Genomic DNA, 18498 nt, shown 5'->3' on the forward strand with positions numbered 1-18498 from the left:
TCTTACCCGTGAATAAGTTCCTTATCACCAAAGTCTTTCATTACTTCGGCTTCAAAATCAAGAAGCTTATCCCACTTTTCATCAACCTCTTCCCTGTTTCCATTATCACGCGCAAGCGTAATAAACATAGTATAATGATTTGCCTCGCTTTCCATAAGGTTGGCATAAAATTTTGCAAGTTCCTGATCCGAAATATTCTCTGAAAGCACTTTAAAGCGCTCGCAACTACGAGCTTCTATCAGCGCTGCAATCAGTAACCTATTGATAAGTCTTTCTTGGCGATCACCTGTTTTTGGAAAAAACTGCGAAATCCTTGCTACGTATTCATCTTTACGTTCTCGTCCTAAAGTAAGACCTCTATCCAAAATTCGCTGATGCACCATTTCAAAATGACTCATTTCCTCGCGAGCCAAAGCCGCCATTTTGGTCACCAATTCAGAATTCTCGGGATAAGTAATCAATAAAGAAATAGCGGTGGACGCTGCTTTTTGCTCACAAAAGGCGTGATCTGTTAGAATTTCTTCAAGATTCTTTTCAGCAATATTTGCCCAGCGTGGGTCGGTAGGTAATTTTAATCTAAGCATTCATCGTACAATTTAGAATTGAGAATAGAGGATAATCGGCTGGCAAAACTAACTAATTGTTTAATCTCGCTAAGTATGCTCAACCTTTCCTTTTCAAAGATGAGTAAAGCCTTTCCGTTTGATTCAATATGATAGGTTTTGTTGGCTTGCAAAAAGTCAATCATTTCATCATCCAAAAAGCGAATTACTGCTTTTCGATCCTTTCCTTTTACATTAAAGGTTTTGGAAAAATCAGGATGCATAGCAAAATTAATATCATCAAACCCAGCAAGGTGCGCCACCTTATCCAAAAGGTTCTCTTTATCCATTACAAAACTTGGAATTTCCACATTCAGCGTAAGCATTACCATGGTAGAGTGAATAGACTCCCTAGCAATAAATTCACCTTCATGGTAATCTAAATCTGCCATCAAAATATCTATATCCCCCACTTTACCCTGAACTTGATTTCTTCCTGTATCAATCACTCGAGTTTCAAAATATTTAAAGCTTTCAAACTCTATAGTGTTTTGAAACTTCTGGGAAGCATACCGCCAGTCAAGCTTTTTCGAAAACAACCTTAAAGCCTTTTGCCTGTGTGAAAGTTGAAGCTGGGAATCCTTTTTGTTTCTTCTTCCAGTAAGCCTTGGCGCCAATGGATGCTTTGTGGTGGTTCCCATATCGTCCAAACCTATTATCTCCAAATCACCACCTGCGTTTTTAAAATTTTGCTGATAACCCTGCAATTGCTCCATTACAGAGTAATCTACAAACTTGGCCAAGCTAAAATCAAGAATCACCTTGCTTGAAAATGGAATGGAATCCAACTTCTTTTTAACTCCTAAGAAATTCAAAAAATTACTGAATGCCTTTACGCTAAGTAAATACTGGCCGTCAGTTTCACGGTATAATAATGTGTTGGGTCTAAAAGTATATCTCAATAAAACCTGCGCTCTATCAATGGCCCATATTTGAAAAATAATGGTAGCCAAAATGCCTGCTACAATACCTGAGATAAGATTTGTAAAGATGGTAGTAATCAGGGTGATTAAAAATATGGCCAGTTGTATCCAACCCACTTTGAGTATTCTTCTAAAAACTGCAGGTGAGGCCAATTTATACCCGGTGTAAACCAAAATGGATGCAAGAGCCGGTAGAGAAATATGCTGCAAACCTTGGGTAAACACCAGCAAAAAAACCAGTAAAAATGCACCGTGAAAAAAATTGCTCCATCGTGTTGTAGCTCCATTATTCACATTAACCGAACTTCTTGCAATAACGCTTACTACATTCAGTCCCCCCAAGGCTCCAGAAGCCATGGTGGCAATACCTAAAGCTCTCAGGTCTTTATTAGCATTTGATCTCCTATGTTTTGGGTCTAATTTGTCCACAGCTTTTATGCTTAATAAAGACTCCATGCTCGAAATCAGTGTGAGTGTAAATACGGCTACCCAAAAGTCAAAATGACCAACTTTCCCAAAGTTTGGAAAGCTAAGGTCATCCCAAAAGTTCTCAGGAATATTTATCAAATACTCACTGGGTAGAGGCTGAAGAATATGCGGATACTTTTGCGAAAAATATGTAACCCCTATTGCAATGAGTACAATCCACATAGGAGCAGGGATAAGATGTAAAAAACGATTTCTGACAACCGAGTAAAGAATCATTATCACCAGAGATAAGGCTCCGATTGCATACGCAAGCATGGGCAATTCTCCCCTGAAAAGGGAAGACAAGGTAGCAGGCAAAGTTGCAAACAGGGCTGCTGTACCCGATGCTTCTGGGGATACCTCTCCCAGCATTACATGAATTTGCTTTGCCATAATAATAAGGCCAATGGCAGCCAGCATTCCCTGAACTGCGGCTGTTGGGAAAAAGTCACTTAAAGCTCCAAAACGTAATAGACCAAAGAGATACATAACCACCCCGGAGCAAATTACTGCGGCTAAAGTGTAGAGGTAACCTTCGGCCATGTTACCTGCGCCCAATATGGTAACAGCGCTCAATGTGGCCACAACCAAGCCGTTTCCCGGACCAGTGATGGTGATGTGCGAACCTCCAAGAACTGATACCAAAATTCCTCCAACCACCGCAGTAATAATTCCGGCTATAGGAGGTACTCCAGAAGCTAATGCCAAACCTAAGGACAGAGGTAAGGCGATAAGTGATACTACAAATCCTGGAAATATATTTTCCCTTATGTTTTTAAATATTTGCTGCAACTAGTTTTTGTTTAGTTTACTATGTACGATGAGCAAATCCGAAGGAAGTTCAGACAATATATATTCTAAATCATGGGTAAACATTCTATCCAAAAATCCAAGTTTGGTATCAGGGCTATTCATAACCAAAAGATCAGCACATTGTGATTCTGTAAAATGACTAATGGTGTACCCTTTTTTACCAAAAATGCACTTCTGCCCTACTTTAAGGCTTAGCTCAGATTCAATTTCTTTTAATATCCCTTGAATTCTTTTCTCTTCATTCTTTTCAATATTTTGTTTTGCACGGTTTGCCTTCTTTAGAGATAAGTCATCATCCACCTTTGTTCCTATTTTACTAGGATCTACTTCTTCTACGATCGTTAATTCTCTAGAGCCTAATCTAGTGGCAACCGATGCTGCAACTTTTATGGTATCAGCTGTTTTTGGATGATCGAGTCCATTTACCACCACTTTGCCACAGGTACTTTGTAACTTATTGGGATGCGTAAGGAGCAAAATTGAGCAATCAGCACCTCTTACCAGTCTACGTGCCACGGAGCCCATATAATATCTTAGTAGCCCCTCTCTAGGAACTGCACCTGCTATAATTAAATCAACCTGCTTTGATTTAGCTATCTCCAAAATAACACTGGCAGGCTCACCTTCTACCCATACCAGTTCCACATTACCGAGCTGAACATCGCTACTTTTGATAATATCATTAAAACTCCTCTCATCTTCATCAGTCCTTTTTCCAACATGTATCAAAATCAACTTGTCTCCAAGCATAGATGTAATGCGCATCGATTCCAAAATATTGGCTTCTAGGTTAGGTGATTTAGCAATGGCCGTAGCAATTACTTTAAAAGGTTTACTTAGCATTTGAGTGCGTTTCTAAAGGTATAAACAAGGATAGTAAATTCTTTACAAGCACCTGTCAGACTTTTAATACATACTTCAGTTTAAAACAAAAAAAGTCCCCGCAGCTATGCTACGGGGACTCTAAATATATTGATAACTCGTAAGCCCTATTGCTTGATAAACTTACCACTTATCACCTCGCTACCTTTGCTAAGAGTGATTACATAAGTTCCTTTTGCTAGGTTAGAAACTCCAACCTCAATATTATCTACATCTTTAGAAAGCTTATTGTAAGTAACGTTTTTCATCAACTGTCCGCTGATATTTCTTATAGTTACAGTAACATCGGCACGAGACTCCAAAGCAAGGTCGATAAATATTTTATCGGTAGCCGGGTTAGGATAAACATTCAGCATTTTAGTAGCTTCAGCAACTTCTGATGGCTTCACTTCTTTTATGCCTATATAATCCTGTGTGCTTCCTGTTCTAAAAATACCTCTACCGTGAGTACCAGCATAAATAGCTCCCTCATAAAATCCTTCTTTAAAAGTAGGGTAAAGGTCGTATCTAATGGTTTGCTGCTGAATTAAGTCAAACACAGGAACATTCGCCAAACCAGTATTTTCGGCTGTCCATGTAACAGATGCAGCACTAATATCATCTGTAGTATAAACTCCCATTTCAGTACCAATAACTACTTGCTTTCCTGTAGGATCATTAAAGTTAAAAGTAGACGCATATACAGGGAAGTCAGGCAAACCACTAAGATCTTTTTGAATCAAAACAGGTGCTGCGGCTGTAGCATTTCCACTGTAGTATACATGATCTGTACTTCCATAGTTACCCAAAGTAACAACAAGTTTATCCTTGTCAAACGGGTGAGTAGCAATGCTTGTAACTGCTCTCCCTCCTCCAAAATTTCTAATCATTGTTTTTTGCACCACTGAAGTACTAGCACGAGTAGAGTCAGTTCTATAGAAATCATCAATATCAGCGCTTGCAGAATCGCGGGCGTTACTCAAATTTGAAAATCTATAAACTCTACCACTACTGGTTCCTACATATAACACGTCACCATCACCCGAAACAGCCATACATTGAGGCAATTCGCTTTGAGCCAAAGTTCCGATGTGGTACCACTCTGGAGTAGAAACTAAATTCGTCAACACATCTCTTGTCATCCAAATACCACCAGCATCATTAGGATTTCCCGTAGGTGTATTTAGGGTGTTTGTTCTAAGACCAACAAAGAAAGCCGATTGCACCGCATCTTGAAAAAGAATTTCAGGATTGGTAACTGAATTTGCAGCTGAAGGCAAAGAATAGATTAAATCAATATCATTAGTTCTGCTTTTCACAATAATCTTGTCACCAGCATTGTAAGAAATAGGCAATCTAGCAACTACATTATCATTTTTAACAATACTATCAAAGGACACTTTGAATTCTACTGTAGGCAAATTATTGTTAGAAGCATCAATGAAGTAATTTATAAAAGACCCACCTTTTAAAGAAGAGTTAACTCCAGATGCAACTAATTCACCATTTGCATCTACTGTTATACGTCTGCTACCAGCATCTAATGTAAAACCAAGTGAATCCAAAGTAGCTGTTGTATTAACTACCTCACCGTTTACAGTTGTTTTCTCAAAGCGAGGTGCAACAAAAGATCCTTCAAATACGCTATCACCACCGCCTGATCCGAAATCGTTAACTAAGCTATCAGCAGAGAAAATAACACTATCAGTACTAGTAGGGTCATTCAATTTTTCCCAAAGAGTAAATGGCATAATAAAATCCGCAAAAGCATTACTTCCATTTCCGGCAACGCCATTGGGATCCATTCTATCAAAATCGTAAATTGATTCATAAGAATCTCCTCCATCAGTAGATCTTCCCATTACTCCATACTGCATTTCCTTAAACATTACATCTTCATTCAGTTTAGACATGTCAGCATAACCACCGTCTCCATCTCTTACAGATCCGTTAAAGTTGACACCAGGAGTTCTAACACCTGATTCAGAATAATAATTGGCAGGATCAATAAAGATAGTTCCGTTATCCTGCGTGCCGCCCATTATTTCACCATTTGCTCCAACAGCAATAGAGTAAAACTGAGTAGTTACAAAACCTTTAGAGATTGGATCCCAAGTCTCACCATTGTTCTTTGAGCGAAAAACACCACCGTCATTCAACGCAAACACAAAATTCGGTTTAGTAGGATGCCATACTACATGGTGCATGTCTGCATGTACGTAGTATGGAAATCCTCCTCCACTACCCCCTATAGAAGCGGCAAGTTCCCATCCTCCTGAAAGTGTCCATTCCCAAAGAGTAACACCTCCAACCATGATTCGGTCTTTATTAGTTGCATCTACAGTTACAGCATTATCATAAGTACCTTGACCATTACCTTGAGCGCCATGTGGATTAAGATAAAAGTTTTGCTCACCAATTACAGTCCAATTGGCTCCACCATCAGTAGAACGGTACGCTTTATCAAAATTGTTACTCGCAGTTGTTATAACATATACATAATTTGGATCCTGTGGAGAAACGGCAATACGAGAACGTCCACTGGTACGAGGTAATTCGTTTGGCTGTATGCCTACCTGACTTTTAGATATCTCTGTAAATCCCCCTACTGTTCCATCAGACTTATAGAATCTATCTCCTATTTTTGCCCATACCCTTCCTTGACTATCTATAGTCATATCAAGGGTAGCAGCACCAAAAGTATTTGCGGGATTTGCCCAAGTAACACCACCATCCTCACTAACTTGCACACCTGAATTTGTAGCAGCGTATACAAGGTTTGGATTATTAGGATCACATACAATTTTACCAATTGAAGCCCACGTAGTAGTTGAGGGTAAAACGGAAAAAGTATTACCACCATCAGTACTCTTAAACATACCATCTCCAGCAATACCACCCGTTCCCACACCGTTGGCAAAATAATACATTCCTTCACCTGTACCATAGTAAATATCACCATTAGCTGCCTGCGCTATTGAAACCACAGCAAGGTTTTCCTGTAAATCGTTTATAGGAGCCCATGATGCACCAGCGTTTATGGTTTTAAATAAACCACCACTCACACCTCCAGCAAACATTATATCCGGGTTATCTTTATCAATCAAAAATGCACGTATTCTTCCACCAATATCATTTGGCCCCATATTTTCCCAAGTAAGACCGAGTGCACTTGTGCTTTTCTTAGAAGCAAATTGCCTTGCCTGAATTCTTGCATTCTCAACATCTTTTGGATCTATCTCACCTGTTTGTGGATTGGCTCTCATTCGGTGCAACCATTCGGCCGCGCCTTTATACCCATCCTTTGAGGCAGTAACTTCTCGCGGTGTATAATACTCTTTGGCACCTTGATTGGTATACACTGCCAGTGATAACAATACCAGCCCAAATCCAGCAAGGGAGCTATATAGTATTCCTTTTTTCATATTTGATTATTTAAATCCTTGAGTTATCAATTTGTGCAAATATATCTATCTGCATTTAATTTTACATTAGCTTAAAACATATGTCTTTCGGCATGATATGAAGAACGAACCAATGGCCCACTTTCCACATACCTAAAACCCATTTCCAAACCTATTTCTTTATATTCTTCAAACTGCTCAGGAGTTACAAATTCCTGAACAGGTAAATGTCCTGGTGTTGGCTGCAGGTATTGACCAAGTGTCACAATATCTACATTTGCTTTACGCAAATCCGCCAACGATTCTATTACTTCTTCACGCTTCTCTCCTAGTCCAAGCATTATACCACTTTTAGTTCTTGGTACTCCTGCTTCTTTCAAATAGCGCAATACTTCCAAACTTCTATCATACTGAGCCTGAATACGTACTTTACGGGTCAATCTCCGAACAGTTTCCATGTTGTGGCTTACTATTTCTGGAGCTACCTCTACTATACGATCAATGTTCACTGTCTCTCCTTTAAAATCAGGAATTAATGTTTCCATTGTTGTTCCCGGACTCATACGCCTTACAGCCTGAACAGTTTCCTTCCATATAATAGAACCACCGTCTCTTAGGTCATCTCGATCTACAGAGGTAATCACACAATGTTTTACGCTCATCAATTTCACCGAACGGGCAACTCTTTCGGGTTCGTCCCAATCTACAGTTTCAGGTCTTCCTGTTTTCACAGAACAAAAACCACAACTGCGCGTACACACATTTCCTAAAATCATAAAAGTGGCAGTACCCTCACCCCAGCACTCACCCATATTTGGGCAATTTCCGCTTTGGCAAATAGTATGCAAACCATAAGTATCTACCAGCTTTCTTACATTTCTGTAATTATTTCCGGTAGGTAATTTTACCCTCAGCCATTTAGGCTTTGGTTGTTTTATCTTCACATGGACTTTTTCAGCCGTCTCTATCATCTCTTAATTTTTCCTGAATCCAAAATTGAAGGCTACATAAAACTGGAAAAAACCAGCCCAGTTAATATCTTCACCTCCATCCCTTTCATAAAAAATAGGCACCTCCCTAAAGTAATAGTCATAAATCACTCCTGCTTCCAGAGCGGTTACCTTCTTTTCAGAAACCTTGTAATCAAAGTTAAAACCCACCTTTCCATAAACACCTGGATAAAACTTCGTCTCACCGGTTCCCTTAAAAAAATTAGCCTCTCCTTGTACATTAGACTGCAAAGGGTCGCCAGGGTTGTATCGAACAATCTCATTTCTTGAAATTGGTGCTGTTTCCGTGGTAACAACCACATAAACAGGCTTTAACAAACCCAACGAAAGTCCCCCACTAGTCACTAATGATATGGAAACAGTACCCTTATCTGTCTTGTCAAACAGAATTTTTTCGCGAATATAACCACCTCGCAGAGAGAAAAAAGTATTTATACGATTATATACAAAACCACGAGAAGTTCCATAGGATTGATTATTGGGAGTCTTTACTTCCTTTGGGTGTCGAAGTTTGGTTAATTCAATCTCCAACCCCTGCTTGGTATACCCATCAGTAAAGTTCATAAAACGAGCATTGATTGCATAGCCTCGGCTATGACCTGAAATACCAAAAGTTGTTTCTTTCTTAAAAACCTGCCTCCTAAAATCAGCAGAAGTTTCCAACTGCGCATAGGCACCGAAGGAAACCACAGAAAGAATTCCTATTAGTAATCGTTTTACCATTTACTTAATTTGCTCTTGTATATCTAAAGCAGAAATAGCATTATGTGAAGTGGTATATACACATTTGCCATCCCTTATTAATAAAACCTGCGGAGATTCATGTTGTACTCCAAACTGCTCGCTTACTTTATTAGATATCTCGCGATAGCGGATTAAATCTAAGAAATATACAGGTAATGTTTCTTGCTCTACATCCCACCCTCTATTAAAGCGGCTAAGTGCCATGTTACTGATGGCGCATCGAGTACTATGTTTAAATATCAGAACACCATTCGGCAGTTCTTTAGATTTTTCAACGAGTTCTTCGAGTTGTGACTGTTCCTTTAGATCAATATAATTCATTACCCATTTGAGGCAGCTGCATCAGCAGTATTATATGAATATGCAGGACACTTTTCAGATCCACCACATGATTGAGCCAATACTCCTACCGCTACAAGCGTTAATACTGCAATTACCTTTTTCATTATTATAATTTACTTAATGTTGACTATAAGCTTACAAAGTTACTTATTTTGCTGGGTTTCAAACTTACCCTTACGCCCTAATATTAAAACCCTAAATAAAAGGAATTATTTTAATGCCTAGTAAACAACCTGAAATACACGCCAGCTGGTATGATCAGCTCTCCAATGAATTCAACTCCGATTACTTTACTGAACTGAAGAGTTTTTTGATTTCAGAAAAGGCGGAACAAACCGTTTACCCACCTGGTTCAAAAATATTCTCTGCCTTCAACCATACTCCATTTACTTCTGTAAAAGTGGTTATACTAGGGCAAGATCCGTACCATGGTCCAGGACAAGCCAATGGGCTTTCTTTTTCTGTGTCTCCAGGTATTAAGTTACCACCTTCCTTAAAAAACATTTACAAAGAATTAGAGCAAGACTTAAAGCTACCATTACCCAACACTGGAGATCTCAGCAAATGGGCTGATCAAGGGGTATTACTTCTTAATGCAGTTCTTACTGTAAGACATAAACAGCCGAGCTCGCATCAGAAACGCGGATGGGAAACGTTTACAGATGCAGTGATCAAAAAAATATCTGACGAAAAAAAGGGGGTAGTGTTTCTTCTTTGGGGCAATTTTGCTCGTTCCAAAAAAGCCTTAATTGACAGCGGCAAACATCATATTTTGGAGGCACCTCACCCCTCTCCTTTTTCGGCTCATACAGGTTTTTTTGGTTGTGGCCATTTCTCAAAAACCAATGAAATATTGGAAAAGCAAGGACAAAAACCCATTGACTGGAAAGTTGACTAAAATCCTTTTATACATACTATTCTTCTTTGGAGTTTACTGTGCACATGCGCAGCAACTTCGTATTTCATTTACAGAAAAACCTCAGCCTGAAATAGCAAAAACTCTTCAAAATCTAGAAGGAAAATACCGGGATACTTTAGAACTTACTGGCAAAATACGGTCAGCGCAAGCATCGCTTTACTCTGCTGGTTATTTATTTTCGGAAAGTAAACTGAGCCGTAAAGACACTTTGGTTTTACTCACCATAAACCCCGGCCCGAGGACTATTCAAGCACAACCAGTACTTAAGCTGCCCAAAGGCTTCGCAATACCCGAACTCATCAATGCCAAGCTCAACTCTTTTGCAGCAAATGAAAAAAACCTAGAAACACTAGTAGAGTATTATCTCACTTATTTGGAAAACAACGGGTACCCTTTTGCCTCTCTTAATTTTGAAGATTATTACATAGAAAATGACACCTTAAAAGGGAATATTGCCGTTACCCCCGGGCCGCAAATTGTACTGGATAGCCTTGTAATAAAAGGTTTTGACAAATTCTCAAAAAACGTAATCCGTTATGATTTAGGTTATAAAGAAGGTATGCTTTACAGCGAAAGCTTTTTGCGAAAGCTACCTGAACGCACCCAGCAGGTAGAATACCTGAATATGGTAAACCCACCAGCAGTAGCTTTTACTAAAGATGAAAACATTTTATTCCTCTACTTCGAGGAAGTAAAAAGCAATCAGATTGATGGTGTGATTGGTTTGAATACTGAAGAAAATGGCGATGTTAACCTCAATGGCGATATTCAGCTGCGCCTTCTTCATGTATTTAAAAAGGGAGAAGAATTTAACCTGCGCTGGCGCAGACCAGATGAAAGTGTTCAGACTTTAAACTTTGACATGGAAATTCCATACCTCCTTAAAACGCCATTTTGGCTGGAAGCCAATCTTTCTATTTTCAGGCAGGACAGCAGCTTTGTAAATACAGATGTACAAGGATTGCTAAAATACCTCCTTGAAAGTGGTAGTTTTGTGAGTGGGGGTATTAATTATAAATCTTCAAATGTGCTCCAGGCTCTTTCTTCAGGGCAAAGCACTGGCGATTTTGGCTCTTTCAACACCGTGTTTTACAAACTTGGGTTAGAACTCAATAAAACCAATCGAGCACTTATTCCTACCAAAGGTTTTAAAGTGAAAACCTATGGCCTTACCGGAAAAAGAAAAACCAGTGAAACGCAGCAAAGACAATATAGCTGGCAAGTTTTCGGAAACTATTATTGGCCTCTATTTTCCACAAAACACATTCTTAAAACAGGACTACAAACGCAAGCGCTTTTTGGTGAAAACCTATTTGTAAACGAACTCTATCGTATTGGTGGACTCAAGACTTTGCGCGGCTTCAACGAACAAAGCATATATGCATCATCTTATGGAATTGGTACCTTGGAATATAGATACATGATAGGCAAATATGATTATCTCACTCTGTTTGGTGATTTTGCTTACGCAGAAAATAGAGCTGGGGACGCCTTTACCAGCAATTGGTTTACAGGACTTGGCGCAGGCATAAACTTTGAAACACGGGGTGGTATTTTCTCTTTATTTTACGCTATTGGCAAGGATGACCAAAACCCTTTTGACGTACGAACTTCTAAAATTCACTTTGGATACGTCAACCGTTTCTAGGCTTTCAACGTCCTTAATACTAGGACTCTTAGCTTTTCGTTGTTAATTTTTATCTTGTTGAATAAAGAATACCATTTGATTTCCGTTGCAAATGCAAGTCATCCTTTAACTTTGTACTCTGAGCTGAAATCATTTTTGATGAAACAGTAAAACTCTTTTTGATGCAACTATTTAGAACAACTTTATTATTTCTTTTGGCGCTGGCGCTGATGGTTGGCTGTAGATCAAAAGAAGGATTTCAAGCTACAAATACAGCCTACGTATACGATAGCAAAGAATTGGCCCCTAGGCCCGAGTTTGTAATTCACCATTTATCGCCTGAAGTAAGCCGTGTATATTATCGCATTAGTAGCACCGATTTACTCTACATGCGTCAGACCGAATCAAAAACCTACAAAGCTAATTTTAGCGTTGCTTTTAACCTTGTTGCGAGCTTTGAGTTAACTCAATCTCTGGATAGCGGTTTGGTTAATATTGTTGATGAAGCCCCCGCTCCACCTCAAAAAGCACTTACTGGTTATTTTGACATTAATACTACACAGCAAACTCCTGATAAAAAATACGTCCTCACCTTAAGAATGGTAGATTTAAACCGTCAGGTGGAGTTTGACAATTTTGTAAGAATTGACAAAAGCAACCCCAATACAGCAGAAAACTTCTTGATGACGGATACCGCTGGTAATGTTATTTACAAAAACCATATCCCGGTAAATGTCCCTTTCCTTCTGGATTACACGCCAAAGTCTGTGGCCGAATATATAGTCAGCTACTACAATCGTGATTTCCCGCTTGCTTTGCCGCCCTACTCCAGCGTAAATACTCCAGCTTTTGAGCTTGAAGCCGACAGCACATTTACCGTTAGGGCCGACCAAGAAATAAGCTTTAGCCAACATGGATTTTACCATTTTCGATTAGACACTAATCAGTGGGATGGATTTACGCTTTTTTCCTTTTATGACGAATTTCCCTTTATCGCTAAAAAAGAACATTTAGGAGAGCCCCTGCGCTACCTTACTACAAAAAGTGAATATCAAGAATTAGCTGCAACTTTTGGAAATGCCGCTGAAACAAAAGCTGTAGTGGATAAATTTTGGCAAGAAAGAGCGGGAAGCCTAGAGCGTTCTAAAATTCTAATAGAAGCTTTTTATAATCGAGTGCAACTCGCTAACATCTTCTTCAGTTCCTACCTCGAAGGATGGAAATCTGACCGCGGAATTATTTACATAATATATGGGCCGCCAAACCGTGTATATAGCTCAACGGCTGGTGAGGCCTGGGTTTACGGTGATGAAGCCTCTTCCCTATCTTACTATTTCAATTTTGTGAGAGTGAGTAATCCATTTACAGATAATGACTATTCTCTGGAGCGAATGAACAGCTACCGATATGGCTGGGGACAAGCAATAGAGGCTTGGCGAAACGGACATATTTACAATAGCAAAGACATTAAAAGAGAACAGGATGAACAACAGCAAAGCCAATACAGGCAACGGTCTCCTTATTGGTACTAGGCCCATTTTAGAAGCCCTTGAGTCCGGGAAAGAAATGGACAAAATCATGATTCAAAAAGGACTGAAGAGCCCAACCTTTCAGGAACTTTGGCATGTTATCAAAAAGTATGACGCTCCGTTTCAGTATGTTCCTATCGAAAAACTGAACCGCATTACCCGCAAAAATCATCAGGGTGTAATTGCCTTTACTGCAGCTGTTGAGTTTCAAAATATAGAAGAGGTAATTGCTCGCTGCTATGAAAATGGCGAGGACCCTCTCATTCTTCTTTTAGACCGTGTAACTGACGTAAGAAACTTTGGCGCCATTAGCCGTACGGCAGAATGCACAGGCGTTCATGGGATTATAATCCCAACGCGAAATAGCGCCCCTGTAAACTATGATGCTCTTAAAACCTCAGCTGGAGCTTTGAGCCACATTCCCGTTTGCCGGGAAATGAACTTAAAAGAAACGATCAAGTTTTTGAAAGAAAGCGGACTAAAAGTGGTAGGCTGTACAGAAAAAACAGAAACACTTTTATACGATGCAGAACTGAGCGGTCCTACTTGTATCATCATGGGATCAGAAGAAGATGGTATTTCACCTGAGTATCTCAAACTGTGCGATGCCACAGTAAAGCTCCCCATGTTTGGGAAAATTGGTTCACTGAATGTTTCAGTGGCTACCGGAGCTTTACTTTATGAAGTGATTCGTCAGCGTAGGTCTTAATTTTTTAACTTCCCTTTTATGAAGAAATTTATATTCTCCGCTTGCCTAGCCATGTGGACAGTTTTGTCATGGTCCCAATTTAGCTGCCAGGAAATAAAATCTACCGGTATACAAAGTGCCGCTCCATCCATAGATTATAAAGCCAAATCGGATACCATAGATATTTTGCACTACAGCATAAATCTGGATTTAACGGAAGTGCAGCAACGTATCATCAAAGGGTATTGTGATATCACCTTCACACCAAAGATGAGCAATGTAAATTCTATTCGTTTAGATTTATTGATGCTTCCTATTGACTCCATTCTGGTAGATGGACAAACGGCAAATTATACTTACAACGACACTATAATAAAACTAAATTTAGGTGCAAACCTAAGCTCGACAGACACCGGACTAATTAAAGTTTACTACCAAGGTTCACCACAAGGTGATGGTAGCAATTGGGGCGGCTGGCATTCACAAAGTGGATATTATTACAATTTGGGAGTTGGCTTTGCTGCCAATCCTCATACCTATGGCCGTGCCTGGTTTCCATGCTTCGATAATTTTGTAGAAAAATCAACTTATGATTTTACTTTCAAAACTGTATTGCCACTGCGCCCTTACGCCAATGGAATACGCATTTCTGAAACTCCCTTAAGTGGAGATACCATATCTACCTTTTGGCAAATGACGGACCAAATCCCTACTTACCTGACCAGCGTTGCTGCAAGCAATTATGCTGAAATTAATGATACTGTAAATGCTATGAATGGCGTTTTGCCCATCCAGTTAATGGCTAAGCCAACTGACTCCTTAAAACTTGTTAATTCCTTTGTAAACCTAAAGCCAACATTCCACAGTTATGAATCTGCTTTTGGCCCGTATGAATGGCAAAAAGTAGGTTATGCAGTGACAACCGTTGGCGCCATGGAACACGCTACGAGCATTCATTATCCAGTGAATTTGGTAAACGGAAACCTTGGCGGTGAAGATATAATGGCGCACGAGCTAGCGCATCACTGGTGGGGAAATTTGGTAACCTGCGAAACCGATGCCGATATGTGGATAAACGAAGGCATGGCCGAATTTAGCAGTCATCTCTACGCAGAAGATGTTTATGGTAGAGAAGAATATTTAGACATCGTTCAAGCGAATGCCTTTACCGTGCTAAGTACTGCACATATCAACGATGATGGTTTTAAACCTATCCAAGGTTTGGATCATGAATATGTATACGGCACACATGTGTATCAAAAAGGTGCAATGGTGGGACACAATCTTCGTGCTTATTTAGGTGACAACCTTTTCTTTAGCGGATTGACCACCTTGCTTCAAAACAATAAATATGGGAATCTTAACAGCAATCAATTTCGTGATCAACTGGCACAAATTACCGGGAAAAACCTAAATCACTTTTTTGACAACTGGGTCTTTAACCCCGGGTTCCCGCAATTCTCAATAGATTCTATGTGGGTTTATGGAAATAGTGCCGACCTTACAGTAACGCAGCGTACCCGTCAGGCTCCATCAAGGTTTGTTCTTATTCCTATTCATATTACTTTTTTCTCAGCTACAGGCGATACCACTTCTCGAAAAATGGTACATACGGGTGGAAAAATGCCAACTACTTTTACTAGCCTTCCTTTTTCCCCAGCATTTGCTCTTGTGGGGTATGATGGTTTTCAGCTTAGTGGTAACACTTATGACGAGCATGTAATAAACCGTGCCGGAAATTTTGCCGCATCACAATCCTACATGCGTATCACCGCAAACAGCATTCAAGATTCTGCCAAACTCATTGTGATGCACAATTGGGCCGCTCCAGGCGGAAAAATCCCCGCTAGTAAAGATTATCGCCTTTCGCCACAGCATTATTGGACTATTCAAGGAATTGACCTTAACAACGCAGATCTTACGGGAAGAATTACCATTAGTCCAGCAGCTACAAGTTTAGATACAGAACTTCTAAAAAATGGATCTGATAGCTTGGTGGTGCTTTACCGCAAGGATGCCACCGAGCCATGGGAGCTTTACGTAAATCAGCAAAAAACACAAATTTCAATTACCGGATATATTGACCTTAACAACTTACAAGCGGGAGATTATACTTTGGCCAACAGCGGAGAAAAAGTAGGCCTAGAGGAAAATGATAAGCAACACGGAAAAATTGATATTTACCCAAACCCTGCCAAAGACAAGGTTTTTATAAAGTTTGATGAAGCGGCCAAAACCTATGATATTACTATGACAGACGCTGCGGGTAAATTGCTTTATTCAAATGAAGTTACTTCTTCATCACACTCTCCGTTAGAAATATCACTAAAAAACGTATCCACAAGTTTTGTAATTGTTAGTGTGAATGGCATTGGTAGTAAGGTTAGTTTGATCGATTAATAAGGTTTAAACTTTATGCCCTCAGCAAAGCAAAAAGAGATAATACGAAAAGTGATGATTGTGATAATTGCCCTCCTCATTTCGGCTTTGATACTTTTTCTTTTAACAAAATTGATAAAATGGAGGGCAGAAGATTTGGAACGGATTAGTTAGTTATAATCCTAACTAAGATTATGATTGACAGTTTTCTCAGCTCGATGAAAAGTTAATTCCGGCTAAGATTTTCTTACATAATTTTCCTTACAACATGTAGTTATTAAATTCCTTTTGGAACAATTCCTTAGCGCAACAATGTTAAAGTTCCCTTTTGCTCAGTGGTATTGTTTTCACTATTCGTGTAAGAAATCACCCAAAAGTAAACTCCATTTCCGCATTCTTGACCATTACTTTTGCCATCCCAGCCCTGCTCCAAATTATTAGATTCAAATATTAAAACTCCCCATCTGTCATAAATCTGAAGCTCTGCTTGTTTAATTTCATCCATTAGTATTGGTGCAAACACATCATTTACCCCATCACTATTTGGCGTAAATATATTGGGCATTTCTATTTTACCACTGCAGCTTTTAGTTTTCACATATACTGTATCGGACATACTGCACCCATTCAAATTTACTGTTACCCAATAAGCTCCCGATACTTTTACTTCTATTTCAGAATTAGTTGATTGGGTGTTCCAGAAATATTTTCCATTTGGCCATTCAGCGTTCAGGATTACGGTAGGATTTTCACAACTACCTACAATAGTATCTCCACCCAAATCAACCTCGGGAAAAGACCCCACATAAAAAACCTTACTCACGGTATCACTCCAATCTCCATAATAAGCCCTTACAGTAACCTCATAATGGCCAGTATCATTATAAATATGAGATGGACTTAGCAAGTTTGAAATATTATTAGAGCCACTTGGAGGATCTCCAAAATTCCAATATACAGAATCGGCAAAACCAATGGTCGGAATAAAATCTAACTTGACACTCACGCATGAGTCTTGAACCTCAAAGTCCAAACTAAAATTATTTTGATTAAAATTTAAAAAAGTTGGGAGCCCATATAGGGATGTTCCATGAGTTAAAAAAACACCGTTTTTAGAATAGTTACTAGCCCCCCCTGCATTCTCCGGTGAATTTATTACCCCTAAAGAATCGCTACCAACAAAGGCCATATAAATTTTATCATTGCTTCCTATTTGCAAAGCCCCACCCTGCTTAATACTTGTACTATCCAATACAGCTCTGGATCTGTTAATTGCTTCTTCAGTAGAGTCTGATAAGTCAAACTGAGTTAAAATATTTGTGGTAAAACCACTGGTATATAAATACTTCTCACTTGGAGAAAACTCTACCCCATACGGCTTTACCCCAGCAGGAAAACTCAATTTTCGTGCATTATAAAGATGTCCTGTACTGTTATCAAAATCAAATAGCTCCACCAAATCTAAATTGGTAAACGCAGAAGCTATTTTTGTTCCAGTCCGTGACGCTTTGAGGTATCCCAAAGTTTGCAAGCCCCCTGTTACAGTGGCGATACCGCTGCTCACCACAGGTATATTTGAAATTCCGTTTTCATCTAACAAATAACTGTGATATTTATTTGAAGGATATAACCTAGTTACTATCCAGTATCCCCTACCGTTGGAGTGATTAATAGCTGCTATTTTTTCACAAACTGGAGAGACTACAGGGATGTTTTTATTTGAATTTACATTTCCAAAACCATTTTCTAGGGACATATCCACCTCTGAATATGTTAAGCCCCAACTGCCTCCCATCCTATCAACGGTAAAAATCAAGTATACAGGATTGACTCCTGGCTTCTTTACAATCACGGCACTTTGTGTGCTTGACGAATGTCCCTTCAAACTGTCCCCGTTTGGCATTTTTGTATTCTGTCTATTCCACACAGAAACGCCATCTGTATAAAATAAAAGATTACCGTTAAAATCGCAGATGGAAGCACAGCCTTCACCTGTGTTCATAGAACTGTTATTAATCGACACAGGTAATCCTGAACTAAAGTCTAAGCCGGCATACCTTCCAAAGTACCAAATATTCGATTCACCTTGCGCGAACATTCCTATACTTAAAAAAGCAAAAAAACAGATTTTGATAATGTATTTCACCACTATTTTATATGTTTCAAATTTAAATATATAAATTACTACC

The 18498-nt window shown here is 39.3% G+C and carries 14 protein-coding genes; 5 read left to right on the forward strand and 9 right to left on the reverse strand.

The window, feature by feature from the left end; genetic code table 11:
* Nucleotides 1-2: 2 nt before the first annotated feature.
* The 8 genes from miaE to OWEHO_RS18705 form a co-directional block, all read right to left on the reverse strand.
* On the reverse strand, nucleotides 3-584 hold the full coding sequence (gene miaE / locus OWEHO_RS05035; protein ID WP_014201388.1) for a tRNA-(ms[2]io[6]A)-hydroxylase: 582 nt from the start codon (nucleotides 582-584) through the stop codon (nucleotides 3-5).
* Complete coding sequence (locus OWEHO_RS05040) at nucleotides 572-2785, reverse strand: SulP family inorganic anion transporter (protein ID WP_014201389.1); 2214 nt, start codon at nucleotides 2783-2785, stop codon at nucleotides 572-574. Before OWEHO_RS05040 ends, miaE begins: the two co-directional genes overlap by 13 nt.
* Nucleotides 2786-3649, reverse strand: a complete 864-nt coding sequence (locus tag OWEHO_RS05045) for a universal stress protein (RefSeq protein ID WP_014201390.1) — start codon at nucleotides 3647-3649, stop codon at nucleotides 2786-2788. It abuts the gene before it with no gap.
* Between the two features lie 146 nt (nucleotides 3650-3795).
* Nucleotides 3796-7092 carry a T9SS type A sorting domain-containing protein gene (locus OWEHO_RS05050; RefSeq protein ID WP_014201391.1) on the reverse strand — a complete coding sequence of 1099 codons (3297 nt, stop codon included), beginning with the start codon at nucleotides 7090-7092 and terminating at the stop codon, nucleotides 3796-3798.
* A 71-nt stretch (nucleotides 7093-7163) separates the two neighbouring features.
* Entirely contained in the window at nucleotides 7164-8042 is an 879-nt protein-coding gene (lipA, locus tag OWEHO_RS05055; RefSeq protein WP_014201392.1) for a lipoyl synthase, read from the reverse strand.
* A gap of 3 nt (nucleotides 8043-8045) precedes the next feature.
* Complete coding sequence (locus OWEHO_RS05060) at nucleotides 8046-8804, reverse strand: hypothetical protein (protein ID WP_014201393.1); 759 nt, start codon at nucleotides 8802-8804, stop codon at nucleotides 8046-8048.
* Entirely contained in the window at nucleotides 8805-9146 is a 342-nt protein-coding gene (gene ytxJ / locus OWEHO_RS05065; protein ID WP_014201394.1) for a bacillithiol system redox-active protein YtxJ, read from the reverse strand.
* Entirely contained in the window at nucleotides 9146-9271 is a 126-nt protein-coding gene (locus OWEHO_RS18705) for a hypothetical protein (RefSeq protein WP_014201395.1), read from the reverse strand. The genes ytxJ and OWEHO_RS18705 overlap by 1 nt, the downstream gene beginning before the upstream one ends.
* Nucleotides 9272-9384: 113 nt before the next feature.
* Between OWEHO_RS18705 and ung the strand changes: the two genes are divergently transcribed.
* The 5 genes from ung to OWEHO_RS05090 all read left to right on the forward strand — a co-directional run bounded on the left by ung (nucleotide 9385) and on the right by OWEHO_RS05090 (nucleotide 16330).
* Nucleotides 9385-10065: a uracil-DNA glycosylase gene (ung, locus tag OWEHO_RS05070; protein WP_014201396.1), complete on the forward strand. Its 681-nt coding sequence runs from the start codon at nucleotides 9385-9387 to the stop codon at nucleotides 10063-10065.
* Nucleotides 10013-11734 carry a BamA/TamA family outer membrane protein gene (locus tag OWEHO_RS05075; RefSeq protein WP_014201397.1) on the forward strand — a complete coding sequence of 574 codons (1722 nt, stop codon included), beginning with the start codon at nucleotides 10013-10015 and terminating at the stop codon, nucleotides 11732-11734. The genes ung and OWEHO_RS05075 overlap by 53 nt, the downstream gene beginning before the upstream one ends.
* A gap of 161 nt (nucleotides 11735-11895) precedes the next feature.
* Nucleotides 11896-13245, forward strand: a complete 1350-nt coding sequence (locus OWEHO_RS05080; protein ID WP_014201398.1) for a GWxTD domain-containing protein — start codon at nucleotides 11896-11898, stop codon at nucleotides 13243-13245.
* Nucleotides 13196-13951, forward strand: a complete 756-nt coding sequence (gene rlmB, locus OWEHO_RS05085) for a 23S rRNA (guanosine(2251)-2'-O)-methyltransferase RlmB (protein ID WP_014201399.1) — start codon at nucleotides 13196-13198, stop codon at nucleotides 13949-13951. Before OWEHO_RS05080 ends, rlmB begins: the two co-directional genes overlap by 50 nt.
* Nucleotides 13952-13969: 18 nt before the next feature.
* On the forward strand, nucleotides 13970-16330 hold the full coding sequence (locus OWEHO_RS05090) for a M1 family aminopeptidase (protein WP_083827973.1): 2361 nt from the start codon (nucleotides 13970-13972) through the stop codon (nucleotides 16328-16330).
* A 280-nt stretch (nucleotides 16331-16610) separates the two neighbouring features.
* Here the strand turns inward: OWEHO_RS05090 and OWEHO_RS17810 are convergent, their stop codons facing one another.
* Complete coding sequence (locus tag OWEHO_RS17810; RefSeq protein ID WP_169312762.1) at nucleotides 16611-18311, reverse strand: T9SS type B sorting domain-containing protein; 1701 nt, start codon at nucleotides 18309-18311, stop codon at nucleotides 16611-16613.
* Between the last annotated feature and the right edge of the window lie 187 nt (nucleotides 18312-18498).

The organism is Owenweeksia hongkongensis DSM 17368 (genome assembly GCF_000236705.1).
GTDB classification, from domain to species: Bacteria; Bacteroidota; Bacteroidia; order Flavobacteriales; family Schleiferiaceae; genus Owenweeksia; species Owenweeksia hongkongensis.

What these genes read in the sequence shown, in the direction of transcription:
- ytxJ (WP_014201394.1), bottom strand. Translation starts at nt 9,146, where the DNA reads ATGAATTATATTGATCTAAAGGAACAGTCACAACTCGAAGAACTCGTT.
- OWEHO_RS18705 (WP_014201395.1), bottom strand. Translation starts at nt 9,271, where the DNA reads ATGAAAAAGGTAATTGCAGTATTAACGCTTGTAGCGGTAGGAGTATTG.
- lipA (WP_014201392.1), bottom strand. Translation starts at nt 8,042, where the DNA reads ATGATAGAGACGGCTGAAAAAGTCCATGTGAAGATAAAACAACCAAAG.
- rlmB (WP_014201399.1), top strand. Translation starts at nt 13,196, where the DNA reads ATGAACAACAGCAAAGCCAATACAGGCAACGGTCTCCTTATTGGTACT.
- OWEHO_RS05045 (WP_014201390.1), bottom strand. Translation starts at nt 3,649, where the DNA reads ATGCTAAGTAAACCTTTTAAAGTAATTGCTACGGCCATTGCTAAATCA.
- ung (WP_014201396.1), top strand. Translation starts at nt 9,385, where the DNA reads ATGCCTAGTAAACAACCTGAAATACACGCCAGCTGGTATGATCAGCTC.
- OWEHO_RS05050 (WP_014201391.1), bottom strand. Translation starts at nt 7,092, where the DNA reads ATGAAAAAAGGAATACTATATAGCTCCCTTGCTGGATTTGGGCTGGTA.
- OWEHO_RS05075 (WP_014201397.1), top strand. Translation starts at nt 10,013, where the DNA reads ATGAAATATTGGAAAAGCAAGGACAAAAACCCATTGACTGGAAAGTTG.
- miaE (WP_014201388.1), bottom strand. Translation starts at nt 584, where the DNA reads ATGCTTAGATTAAAATTACCTACCGACCCACGCTGGGCAAATATTGCT.
- OWEHO_RS05090 (WP_083827973.1), top strand. Translation starts at nt 13,970, where the DNA reads ATGAAGAAATTTATATTCTCCGCTTGCCTAGCCATGTGGACAGTTTTG.
- OWEHO_RS17810 (WP_169312762.1), bottom strand. Translation starts at nt 18,311, where the DNA reads ATGAACACAGGTGAAGGCTGTGCTTCCATCTGCGATTTTAACGGTAAT.
- OWEHO_RS05060 (WP_014201393.1), bottom strand. Translation starts at nt 8,804, where the DNA reads ATGGTAAAACGATTACTAATAGGAATTCTTTCTGTGGTTTCCTTCGGT.
- OWEHO_RS05080 (WP_014201398.1), top strand. Translation starts at nt 11,896, where the DNA reads ATGCAACTATTTAGAACAACTTTATTATTTCTTTTGGCGCTGGCGCTG.